9 protein-coding genes and 1 pseudogene are annotated in these 11,337 nt (G+C 59.5%); 3 read left to right on the top strand and 7 right to left on the bottom strand.

What is annotated here, in order from left to right; all coding sequences use genetic code 11:
• Positions 1-1,299, top strand: a pseudogene (locus AOQ71_RS02520) (UDP-glucose dehydrogenase family protein).
• 11 nt (positions 1,300-1,310) lie between these two features.
• Here AOQ71_RS02520 and AOQ71_RS02515 read toward each other — a convergent pair.
• The 3 genes from AOQ71_RS02515 to AOQ71_RS44680 all read right to left on the bottom strand — a co-directional run bounded on the left by AOQ71_RS02515 (position 1,311) and on the right by AOQ71_RS44680 (position 4,603).
• Positions 1,311-1,670 (bottom strand): VanZ family protein, encoded by a 360-nt coding sequence (locus AOQ71_RS02515; protein ID WP_083513878.1) that lies wholly within the window; start codon positions 1,668-1,670, stop codon positions 1,311-1,313.
• A gap of 1,986 nt (positions 1,671-3,656) precedes the next feature.
• Positions 3,657-3,830, bottom strand: a complete 174-nt coding sequence (locus AOQ71_RS44685; RefSeq protein WP_157083340.1) for a hypothetical protein — start codon at positions 3,828-3,830, stop codon at positions 3,657-3,659.
• 581 nt (positions 3,831-4,411) lie between these two features.
• The gene (locus tag AOQ71_RS44680; protein ID WP_157083339.1) at positions 4,412-4,603 is read right to left on the bottom strand and encodes a hypothetical protein; all 192 of its coding nucleotides are present in this window, start codon (positions 4,601-4,603) and stop codon (positions 4,412-4,414) included.
• Positions 4,604-4,804: 201 nt separating this feature from the next.
• On the opposite strand from AOQ71_RS44680, the gene AOQ71_RS02500 reads away from it, so the two are divergent.
• Positions 4,805-4,966, top strand: a complete 162-nt coding sequence (locus AOQ71_RS02500; RefSeq protein WP_057741287.1) for a Flp family type IVb pilin — start codon at positions 4,805-4,807, stop codon at positions 4,964-4,966.
• A gap of 346 nt (positions 4,967-5,312) precedes the next feature.
• Positions 5,313-5,618, top strand: coding sequence for a hypothetical protein (locus AOQ71_RS02490; protein WP_157083338.1), 306 nt, complete (start codon positions 5,313-5,315; stop codon positions 5,616-5,618).
• A 1,277-nt stretch (positions 5,619-6,895) separates the two neighbouring features.
• Here the strand turns inward: AOQ71_RS02490 and AOQ71_RS02480 are convergent.
• The 4 genes from AOQ71_RS02480 to AOQ71_RS47000 form a co-directional block, all read right to left on the bottom strand.
• A complete protein-coding gene (locus AOQ71_RS02480; RefSeq protein ID WP_057741272.1) occupies positions 6,896-8,149 on the bottom strand; it encodes an LVIVD repeat-containing protein in 1,254 nt (417 codons plus the stop codon).
• 110 nt (positions 8,150-8,259) lie between these two features.
• Positions 8,260-9,387: a substrate-binding domain-containing protein gene (locus AOQ71_RS02475; RefSeq protein ID WP_430648601.1), complete on the bottom strand. Its 1,128-nt coding sequence runs from the start codon at positions 9,385-9,387 to the stop codon at positions 8,260-8,262.
• Between the two features lie 90 nt (positions 9,388-9,477).
• Positions 9,478-10,560 (bottom strand): ABC transporter permease, encoded by a 1,083-nt coding sequence (locus AOQ71_RS02470; protein ID WP_057741267.1) that lies wholly within the window; start codon positions 10,558-10,560, stop codon positions 9,478-9,480.
• A gap of 12 nt (positions 10,561-10,572) precedes the next feature.
• The coding region (locus tag AOQ71_RS47000) for an ATP-binding cassette domain-containing protein (RefSeq protein ID WP_157083437.1) at positions 10,573-11,337 on the bottom strand (765 nt) is incomplete at its 5' end.

Here is an 11,337-nt window from a genome sequence, read left to right as displayed (position 1 = left end):
ATGCGCATCGCGATGATTGGAACGGGCTATGTCGGACTGGTGTCTGGAGCCTGCTTTGCGGATTTCGGTCACGACGTCACCTGTGTCGACAAGGACGAGAAGAAGATCGCTAGCCTCCATCGCGGCGAGATCCCGATCTATGAGCCGGGCCTGGACGAGCTGGTCGCCAACAACGTCAAGGCCAAGCGGCTCGATTTCACCACCGATCTGTCCAAGCCGGTTGCGGATGCGGACGCGGTGTTCATCGCGGTCGGCACGCCGTCGCGCCGCGGCGACGGCCACGCGATCTGTCCTATGTCTACGCCGCGGCGAAGGAGATCGCGCAGTCGCTCTCCGGCTTCACCGTGGTGGTGACGAAGTCGACCGTGCCTGTCGGCACCGGTGACGAGGTCGAGCGCATCATCCGCGAGACCAATCCGTCAGCCGATGTCGTGGTCGCATCCAATCCGGAGTTCCTGCGTGAGGGCGCCGCGATCCGCGACTTCAAGTTTCCCGATCGCGTCGTGGTCGGCACCTCCGACGAGCGCGGCCGCAAGGTGATGGGCGACATTTACCGACCGCTGTCATTGAACCAGGCGCCGCTGATGTTCACCGCGCGCCGCACCGCCGAGATGATCAAATACGCCGCCAACGCCTTCCTCGCGACCAAGATCACCTTCATCAACGAGATCGCGGATCTTTCCGAGAAAGTCGGCGCCAATGTGCAGGAGGTTGCCCGCGGCATTGGCCTCGACAACCGCATCGGCACGAAATTCCTGCACGCCGGTCCCGGCTTCGGCGGTTCCTGCTTTCCGAAGGACACCAAGGCGCTGATCAAGATCGCGCAGGACTACGACGTCAATTTGCGCATCGTCGAATCCGTGCTCGCGGTCAACGAGAACCGCAAGCGCGCGATGGCGCGCAAGGTGAGCCAGGCGCTCGGCGGCTCCTTGCGCGGCAAGACCATCGCGGTGCTCGGCCTGACCTTCAAGCCCGATACCGACGACATGCGCGATGCGCCGTCGATCCCGCTCGTCACCGGTCTGCTCGACATGGGCGCCAAGGTGAAGGCGTTCGACCCTGTCGGCATGGAGCAGGCGAAGAGCGAGCTGCCCAGCATCACCTATTGCGAAGATGCCTATTCCTGCGCGCAAGGTGCCGATGCGGTCGTCGTCGTCACCGAATGGACCCAGTTCCGCGGCCTCGATCTCGATCGGCTGAAGGCGGCCATGGCCCAGCCCGTCGTCGTCGACCTCCGCAATATCTTTAGGCCCGAAGATATGGCCAGCGGGCTTCGTGTATGAAAGCATTGGACGCTGATGGCTCCGCCCCTAGTCTTCGGATGAGCTGCTGGCTGCTCGAGCAATGATCCGTGCGAGAGCTATCAACGCTATCCCACAGATCGCCCCGATAATCTTGACCAATGCATCAAGGGGCCGCCCGTGTCTGTCCGGAGTTAGCAATTGCGCGGCTTCTAAGGTAACTGCACTTCCAACAACGACCAGGAACACAAGAATAATGCGGTTTGGGTAGGCAAGCATGAACATCAGGCCGAGCACAAAGAATGCGGCAAAATGCTCAATATGAGCAGGCGCGATGGTCGGCCGATCGTAGATCGGCGCTAGCGTCACAAACGCAACGAGAGCAAGTACCAGCCAGCCAGCGACGAGATAAAGTTTTGCCATGCTCATCAGAGTCTATTGGTAACGCGGAAAAGACTCCGCTGAGCTCCTGCTACGATCTCTCCCGCCGCCGGTTTAACGAGCGCATCGTAAGTATAGACCCCGGGATTGCATGGGACACGCATTATAATTGTATCTGGCGGTACGACGAGCTTCTGAGGCAACAAAGTCTCCTGTCCTCCGGCGGCAAAGGCGTCGCCGACGGTCGCACAAATCGGCGAAATTGAAATCAGAAAGAAGTATCGACCTGAGCCTCTTGAAAACCAACACATTTTGAGTTCCTCGCGTAGCTATTGATAGTGGTTGTTTTGATCAGGCTGGCCTATGGGGCTCCTAAACAAATGAGAGCCGAGTTGCCGGTCGGCAATCTTGCGCACGTGGGTGCATAGCTATGGCGGTGGGGTGGAGCGGTGTCGATGTCCAGCGTATCATCAGAGAGCAAGTCTAGGTTGAGACGTTCTTGACTCTCGCCGGGATCTACGGAAACATTGCGACATTTCAACCAGGTTTTTTTGGAGCATTCGCCATGGCAACATTTCACATGGACTCGTCGGTTACTCAATCGGTCACGCGAGCTGTACCTAAAGCCGCTGTCCTTTCCTGCACCGCAACTAGCGTCCCCGATGTTTATGCGCACGCCATTTGGGTTGTCGTCGGTGATATAAGACAGTTCACGCTACACGCGGGGGACAGCATGGTTGTTCCTGACGCGGCAACCCTGACAATCTGGATCTTTCGGAAGAACCCCGGGAAAAGCACCTGGAGCGCTGATTTCGATCTTACCTAACGATCAGGGCGCATTTAGCGCTCTGCCGTTTGCGGCTACGACGCCTAGTCGGCATCGCGCGCACCGCTTGAATGCGAGGCAGGGCGGACGGGCGGCTTATCTCGCATGGACGTCAACGACGATCACTGACGTCCCGCGCTGCTTTCGGTTTTCGCAGGATATTTCCATTGTAAACGTTTCGCTACGGCGCGCCGGCCGGCGCGCCGTAGCGAAACGAAGGGCCGGCGATCGTGACGACCCCGGCGCTTGGGCGCGTAACCAACTTGACGCTATCAAGCAGGATGGTCTTGCCGCTGCCTGTTGCAAGGCGTGATGATGCGAGCGGCATAGCGGGAGGGTGGCTTCGTCACTGAGCTTGCGGCCAGGTGGCTCTGGGTTGAGTGAAAACCAGAGGTGATGCGGTGGCGCGTCGCAGTGCGTTTGCTTGCAGATGAGACAGGGCTGGCCATTCGGGCAGCGTCGCAATGTACATGCTCGGCTCACGCAGGGGTGCGCGGCTCCTGCCGTCGCTGAGCTCGATCGGATCGTCGAAGACACAGGCCCACAGCTTCATGCATGTGTTTCAGCCTCTTGCCGGACTTGGCGGCGGTCTGTGTCGGGCAGACTTGTTCGTTCCGGTGGATTTCGTCCCAACGGCGCCTTCGGCAACCCTGACGCGCCGACGTAGCTCTAACAGCTCGCAATATGCGGCACGAAGCGAATCGTTATAATCGAGCGTCGGCAATCGTTTTGAAGAATTCGTCGTGCCGTAGGATGAGTATCTGATCATCTCGAACACGCTGCGTTCTTGAAATTCTCGCAAGCGTATCAAGGTAATCCATCCGAGCAACGTAAACCGCTCGTTAGTGTTGATGTCGCGAGAAAACGTTAAATCGGGAACAGCCGATTCTCACCTTGTGCCTGATCGGTCCCAATGAATACTCGGTCCGCGAAGGACGGCCAGCGCCTCGGGCGAGGCCGCTACGCGAGCGAGCGCTTGCCGTCGTATTGGCTCTGAAGAGGTATCTCTACAGCGCTCGGTGATGCGCAGCGCATCCTTGGAGAGTATCTTGAGCCTCAATGCTGCATTAACGAACGCGTTATTCTCGATCGATTGGTTGAACTACTCGAAAGTCCCAAGCAACGTCGCGGCCAGACTACTGTTGCAATAGATCTTAACGATGAGCAATGGCTCGGAGCGCGCTGCTCGCGTCCGCCGCTGGCACACATCACGGCATCACGTTTATGGCGGCAAGTGCAGCCTCATCGAAGCTTGGGGCACCCATTGTAAAGTAGAGTACCACCAGAGCGATGGCAGCAAATACCACATATGAAAGGGTGATCAAGCCGTCGTGACTGCGAGCGAGGGACGACATGGGTGCTGAACGATGTGCAATATCCATGACCAAATTCCTCTGAAACGGCGCTTCATTGCGCACGCCGAGACTTTAGGCCGTGTTCGAGAGAGAGCTGTGAAGTAGTTCACAGTATGTTGCACAAAATTCTGGGTCGGCGGTGCGATTGCAATGAAGGCGCGCGGACGCCCGCTTGCGCCGCTCCATTGTGACGTTCTCCTTGCAACCTCGTGCTCCAGTGCAAGGACGGGCACTACCCGAATACGTTGGCGGCGGTTTCATCCCACGCCGAAAGCTAACTTTCCCTTCTGAAAATCTGATCTACCTCAGACCGGCCATCCGGCGCCGACCACGAACCCAGGAAAGCCGACCGCCTGTTGTGGCCCCGTCGCCGACCTAGCGGAGATCATGGCTGGAGTCCGCAATGCGTATTGAGCGGACATACATCCGGCTGCTTTGCTCGGCCAGCGAAAGGACGGCCGAGCGTCGGGGCCGGGGCCGAGTGTCCATAGCGGCAATTAGCGCTGGATAGGTGAGGCAGGTCTGCCTGCAACGCCCTCAGCGGCCTTCTATGAATTGCGTGACTGACTTGCGGGGTATTCGGATCTAGTGATTGGCGAGCAGCCAAGTCACGTCTTGATTGGAATCGATGCTGATTGATCGGTCAGTTGCCTCTCGGCCTGTTCGGCAAGACGGTCGTATTCCTCAGCCATAGTGATCAGCCGGGCTCTGGCCGCCGCGTCTCGTGTTCGCTCCGCTTTGGCGCGCGTCTGAGCTGCGCGTTGCAACCAATGGCTTGGGCTGGAGAAATCGCGCGACATCGGAGCCACCTCATTTCAACGCACCAAGGGAAGTCCGCGATTCGGTTCCAAATGAGGCATGAGGAGAATCGGCGCATGCGTCTTCTGGGAGAGAAGATCGGCTAACAGCCATTAACCGCCTCCGTGCTAATCGATTTACCATGTTGAAAGCGCGTATTGATAGAAGTTGTAGTGGCGTGCCTACCCATGGAGGTGCCCAAAATGATTTTGATTAAGCGATTTTTTGCGGATGAGAACGGTCCCACCGCGATTGAGTATGGGCTGATCGCAGCCGGCATCGCGCCGGCGATCATCACGGTGATCAACGGTCTCGGCACAAGCCTGAGCGACAAGTTCGGCTCGATCGGTAGCTCGCTAAAATAGTATGGCCAAAGGATCTATCCGGAGCGCAATCGCGGCGGCGGTGATGATCAGTGTCCAGGCATACCTTGAGCAGCTTCGCGCGGCCTACAGGAAGCGTCTTGCTCGCATCGAACGAGAAGGCGAGCCTGCCGACCGATACAGCGTAGAGGAGCGGGCAGTCGAAATCCAGCGCATCAGAGCGACGATTGCTCTCCTAGAGCAAGATTTGCACGACGCGAAATGACGGCATCGTGTTCATCACGAGGCGGCCTTCGTCGGCCGGACGAAGGTCCCGCTCTCGCGCAGATCCAGCCAGCCACGCTCCCCGCCAGTGCCGGCCCTTAACTCCGCGTTCATGACCTCGTGCTTGTACAGGCGCCTTGGCCAACTCGATACAGATGCGGCCGCCCTGCACCGGCTCGATGTCGCCGGCAATTTCGACGAGCTTGCGGTGCCTGACCAGTCTGCTGTGCATTCGATAGTTGCGGGCTGCGGAGTGGTGGTCAATCCGAGAGTTAGCTCCTGCCACTTTCCGGGCTACGTCGCGATCAAGGATGCTCGCTTCGCCAGCCGGGCCATCGGCTCTCTCAACGTGGCACAGAGGCAAACTAAGCTATTGATCACTTTGCAGCGGAACGGCGCGGCCTGGCCCGGTCATCTCGCGTTTGCGTGAAATGATGGCGACATCGAAAATGGGCTCCAATAGACGCATCTCCCAGCATCGCGCTGGCCGAGCTCGCCCCGCGAGCAGGGTTCCGGATTAGATGAACCTGAAATGATGTGCGCCGGAGGGAACGCTAGCTAGCCATGCAGCGCTGCCTCATCGGGAGCAAGACGGTGGCTGATCGGGACAGGAACTATCGCTACTTCCGCGCGGTTGACCTGCTTTACATCGGGAGAAGGTCAATGAACCGAACATCTCTTCTTGTTGCTGCGTTGTCTCTCGCCGTCGCTACATCGGTCCTCGCACAAGGCGGAGGGGGCGGTGCCGGCGGGGGCGCGGCTGGCGCGGCCGGGTCATCCGCTAGTTCAGGCGCAGGCACGGGCACATCGACCAGCGCGAACGGCGGTCCCTCAGCACCATCAGGGATGGGCACGAGCGCGACCACGACCGGCGTGCACACCAACAACTCCCCCATCAATCCGAATGTCCAGCCGCCGACGCCAAATGGGACGGCGCCCGCGACCGGCTCCAGTCAAACCACGCAAAGCGGCACTGATCGGTCTGGCATTACAGCAACAAACGGCTCGAATGGCGTCAACGGCCAACAGATGAGCCCCGCCGAGCAGGCAAGGACGGGGGTCAAGACGCTTCCCCAAGACCAAACTCCGGGTGCTGTCAGCGCGCCAGGCGTTGGTGTCGGCCATGCGGCGAACGGCTTGCCGATCGGCACCCCAGGCTCCGGGACCAGCAATGTAGATCAAAAGTAAGCCAAGGCCGTTCCCTCGACCAACGGGCCCGCTACGGCGGGTCCTGTAGAGCAGCCAGCCACCATCTCGAGGTAAGTGCTCTTGCGCGCCTCATTGGGTGATGATGCCGTCAAGGGTCCGTACGGGGGCCCGATGCCGAGGTCTGGGCCCGCATCTTCCAGGCGGCGATTGTAAGATTGCCGTCAGGACTATGAACTAGCTTCCCCGAAACAAATAGTGGCTTTGTCACATCGGACGGGCCACCGACCGAACTTCGGATATGCGGGGATTTGAGGTCGGCGCTGATGGTGGCGAGGCTCAGCTTGGCTGATAGGGGGGCCGCGCGGCGCAAGACCATGAGCGAAAACTTGTTCGAGATACTCTCCATCTGTTTCTCACCTTTGGCTTTGCAGCTGGCTATGCCACCCGCTATCTGCAATCTCGCAGGATTCGCAACCGCCTCGATGCAGCGACGTGATCGTATTCACGCAGGAAACGATGTTCCTTAAGTTGGGGATGTCAGCCACAGACGCCTAGGCATCAGCCCTTGTACTCCACGATATAGAGACCGGCGCTGAAGTCCGTCACGTAGCAGAGCGCGTTCTTGTCGACGAACACATCGGCCGAGTGCAGCACAACGGGTCTATTGGGGCGCGGGTCCACCCATTTCGTGGGCGGCGGCGGCACGAAGGCGCCGATCTCCTTTGGTCGGAACTGATTCCTGATGTCGTACACGCGCAAGCCGGCGTTCTGATAAGTCGCGAAGATGACCTCCTCGCTATAGAAGGATTCGGGTCGGTTTTCGTGGATGTTGTGCGGGCCGAAATGGCCTCCGACCTTCAGATAGTCCTTGTCGGACGGGGCTGGGAAGGTCGAGATGCTTATCGGATTGGACTTGACCTGATTGTCGAAGATCCAGATCGGCTTGAACCCGTCTTCTTGATTGTCGAGCACCGTCTCATCGACCACGACAAGGAGGTTACGATCACGTAGGGGAAGGGCATTATGCGTTCCGCCGCCAAAGGGTGGAGCCCACACCTTGTGGGTAATGAGTTTTGGATTGGCCTTGTCCTTCACGTCGACAACTGCGAGACAGGCGTCGCGCCAGCTGCAATACGCAATGTCGTCCTGGATGATTGGATGATGCAGGCCGAAGCGGCCGCTTTTGGTCGGCCAGTTCGGGACTTCACCGGCCGCCTTGTTCATGCCGGGCAGCCAATACTTGCCGACGAGTTGCGGCTTCGTCGGATCGGCGAGGTCGATCACGATCATGATGTAGTCGGTGAAGCCATCAAGCAGCGCGGAAGCATAGGCCCAGCGCCCGCCAGTCCAGTAGATGCGATGCAGGCCGGTGCCGTCGACCGGCATGAAGCCGATCTGCTTGGGGTCACCCGGCGCCGAAATGTCATAGACGGCCATGCCGGCCGACCAGTCGCGCTTCTCATTCTTCTCGTTTGCGTGGTGCCCAACCGAGCCTTTGTAGTAGTTCTTTTCGTCGGCGAGTTCGGCCTGCGCGAACATGTCCTTGTTGTGAATAACGAGCAGCTTATCCTCGGCCGCCTGGAGGTGGAGCGTCCAAGTGTTGTGGGGCGCGGCGATGTATCTGACCGTCTTCGGCTTTCCGGGGTCGCGCACGTCGACCACCGTGAAGCCCTTGGAGAAGATGTGCCCGATGTAGGCGAAGCCCTTGTGAACCATGATCTGAACGCCGTCGCATCGACCGCCCTGGTCGCTATAGCCGACGAGCTTGAAATTGGAGGTTGCGTGGTCGGGCTTAGGAAGATCGCTGCTCATCTGTTGTCTCTCTAGCAAGGGGTAATGGCCGCCCTGAACGTCCAGGTCGGCGGCGGCCGCCGCAAATTCGCGCGCGACCGCCTTTTCTGTCTTTTCCTGTCGTAACCTGATTACTTCACGCCCCAGATCTTCTTGTACTCGTCGCGATAGCCGTTGCCGGGGTCGAACTTGTTATCCTTGCCGCCGTCCTTCTCGACGTTCTCAGCGGTGAAGAGGTGAACGTGAGGAACAAACCCGCTGGGCTTCTCGCCAGCGAAGGCGCGATTGATTTCGTCGACCATGATCCAGCCCTGCAAGTTGAGCGGCTCCGCCACGGTCGCGATCTGATATTGCTTGTCACGGATGCGCTTGAATGCGGGAACCGAACCGTCGCCCGCCGAGATCTGCTGCGGGAAGCCGTTGGCTGGATCGACGCCTGCGGCCTGCAACGCAGGGGCCGAGAAGTCGTAGTAGAGGTCGTTGACCGCGATCGAATAAGTCCACTGCTTGCCGTACTTGGAAAGCAGTGAGGTAGTGAGCTGACCCATCCGGTTGGAGAGATCGGCTATCGGAGTGTCGACGACTTCGAGTACCTTGCAGCCCTTGCAGCCTTCGACGGCCGCTCGTTCCGCATTCGTCTTGGCAGTCGCGATCGCATAAATCGAGTCTGTGAACAGGATGACGCCCGCGTGGCCGCCGGACTTGACCACGGCCTCAAGCCCGGCAGAGGTGGCGACCTCGGTCGGATCGGTCGTCACGTTGGTGAATACGGCAGGAATGCCCTCGATCGCGCCCGGGTTTGGACCTGCGTGCCAGCCGACAATCTTAATGCCGGCGGCGGCGGCCTGCTCGAGAAGTGGCTGCTGCTCCTTACTGTCGATGCCTACGTTGAGGATGCCTTGAGGCTTCATCGCAATCGCCTGCGTCAGCGCTGTTGCGTGCCCGGGCACGGTGCCTTGGCCGTCGAGCTGGCGCACGTCCCAGCCCATCGCCTTGGCTGCCTCCGCCGCACCATCGCCGGCGCCCTGCGCGCCGCCGTTGCGCTGATCGGTCGAGACGATGACGATCAGCTTCTTGCCCTGCGCTTTCGGACCCGCGGTAGGGCCGTCCCACTTGGTCACAGGCGCGGCAACATTTTCAAGAAAGGCTTTCGCCTTCTCCATATACGCCGTGTCGTCGTCGGCGTGCGCCAGGGCCATGCCTAGCCACAGCACCCCTACCGAAGTCAAAAGTCGCGTCATTATAGCTTTGGTCGTTATAATTTTGGTCGTTGTCATTGCTTCTCTCCCAGGATTAACAGGCGGCCTCCAGGTCGCCAGGCCGGCTTAGCCGGCGTTTGCGCAAAGACATCAGGCGACCCTGGCTGCCTTCGCGGATTCTGATTCTACCGGTGCCGGCTGTGGATCGCGCGGCGGCCTGACGACGGTACGGCGCCGCTGCGCGAAAGCGGCGAGAGCGATGGCGACGACCAGCGTCGTACCGTTGAACAGCGGTTCGACGAAGAAGGCGCCGCCAAATAACTGAATGCCCGAGATGCCTACCGCCAGAATAAGGATGCCGAACACGCTGCCCCAAACGTTCACGCGGCCGGGCTTGATTGTTGTCGACCCGAGAAAGGCACCAACGAGCGCCGGCAGCAGGAAGTCGAGGCCGACATTGGCCTGACCGATTCGCAGCTTCGCGCCGAGCACACAACCGGCCAAGCCGGTAATGATACCGGAGGTGACGAACACGCCGATCACACAAGCCCGGACGGGGATGCCATTAAGGGCAGCCGCCTTCTCGTTGGCGCCGATAGCATAGATAAATCGTCCGATCGGCAGGCGCTCGCTGAAGATCCAGAGAAGCAAGGCAAGGCCGAGCACGTAGAATGCAGGGATGGGTATGCCGAAGAGCGAAGCCGAGTTGATGGCGATAAAATCCGCCGGCAGCGTGCCAATGATCTGACGGCCCTCTGTGTGCCAGAGCGCGAGCGCATAAAGGATGGTGCCCGTGCCGAGCGTCGCCACAAAGGCATCGACCTGCGCGACTTCGACAAGCACGCCGTTGACAAGACCGACGAACCCGGAGCAGGCCATGACGAGGAGGATCGCTATCGGCCACGGCACGCCATACTTCACCTGAAAGCTGATGGCCAGGATGTGCCACATCACTATGCCGAATCCGACCGTGAGATCTATGCGGCCTGCCATCATCGGCAGCGTTGCGGCGAGTGCAAGCAGCGCGACGATCGATTTGTCCGCGAGGATAGAGCGCGCGTTTAGCCAAGTCGGAAACGTGTCGGGCAGAAGCAACGAAAAGAAGACGATGAGCAGCAACGTAAGCAAGGGCAGGCCGTACACGGGCAGCAACCGCAAGACCGCCTGAACGCGGGACAACGAAGCAAGTTCTGGCCTCGTCGGTTCCAGAGCATTCGACTTTATGGATTGCATCCTGGGTCTCGCTCAGTGAACCGCATCTACTGCTGCGGCGCTATTTCGCTCAACGCCGGCGGAAGCGGCAGCGAGCAAATTGCTGATTGACAAATCTTCTGAATGAACTTCGCGCACGACTTGGCCTCGACTAAACACAAGGGCGCGATGGCAGACCTTCGCGATTTCCTCGAAGTCGGTTGAAACGATCAAAATGCCCGCGCCTTCATTGAGCGCGACGTCGAAGAGCCTGTAGATCTCCGCCTTCGAGCCGACGTCGACGCCGGCGGTCGGGTCCTCGAAGACGTAGATCTTCGATTTTAAATTCAGCCAGCGTCCGACCACGACCTTTTGCTGATTTCCGCCGGAAAGCAATTCGATGGCGAGGTTCGGGTCGTTGGGTCGAAGATCGACGGTTTCTCCCAGCTGCATGGCGGCAAAACGCTCGTTCCGCGGCGAAAGCCAAGTCGAAAGCTTGCCTCCTGCCGCTGGGGAATTAAGGAACACGTTCTCGCGTACCGAAAGTCCCGGAATGATTGATTCTCCGACGCGGTCTGCACAGACGAGACCAATCCCGAGGTTCATTGCCCGACGTGGAGAATCGATATCAACAGGCATGCCATCGACCTGGATTCCGCCGCCTGTAAGACGTTCGACGCCAAACAGCGCACGGCCAAGCGTCTCCTGACCGCCACCGCGCAAGCCCACGAGTCCAACGATTTCGCCCGCGTGAACGCTGCAATCGATCGGCCCGATTGCACCGATCGAGGCTTGATCAAATGCCAGCCGAGCCACGCC

Source organism: Bradyrhizobium manausense (genome assembly GCF_001440035.1).
Lineage (GTDB): Bacteria > Pseudomonadota > Alphaproteobacteria > Rhizobiales > Xanthobacteraceae > Bradyrhizobium > Bradyrhizobium manausense.
Note: the sequence above shows the minus strand (reverse complement) of the source record. Positions and strands in the feature narration are given on the sequence as shown.

Bases quoted from the DNA above. Each gene is read 5' to 3' on its own strand.
- AOQ71_RS02515 (WP_083513878.1), bottom strand. From the start codon at position 1,670: ATGAGCATGGCAAAACTTTATCTCGTCGCTGGCTGGCTGGTACTTGCT.
- AOQ71_RS44685 (WP_157083340.1), bottom strand. From the start codon at position 3,830: ATGGATATTGCACATCGTTCAGCACCCATGTCGTCCCTCGCTCGCAGT.
- AOQ71_RS44680 (WP_157083339.1), bottom strand. From the start codon at position 4,603: ATGTCGCGCGATTTCTCCAGCCCAAGCCATTGGTTGCAACGCGCAGCT.
- AOQ71_RS02500 (WP_057741287.1), top strand. From the start codon at position 4,805: ATGATTTTGATTAAGCGATTTTTTGCGGATGAGAACGGTCCCACCGCG.
- AOQ71_RS02480 (WP_057741272.1), bottom strand. From the start codon at position 8,149: ATGAGCAGCGATCTTCCTAAGCCCGACCACGCAACCTCCAATTTCAAG.
- AOQ71_RS02470 (WP_057741267.1), bottom strand. From the start codon at position 10,560: ATGCAATCCATAAAGTCGAATGCTCTGGAACCGACGAGGCCAGAACTT.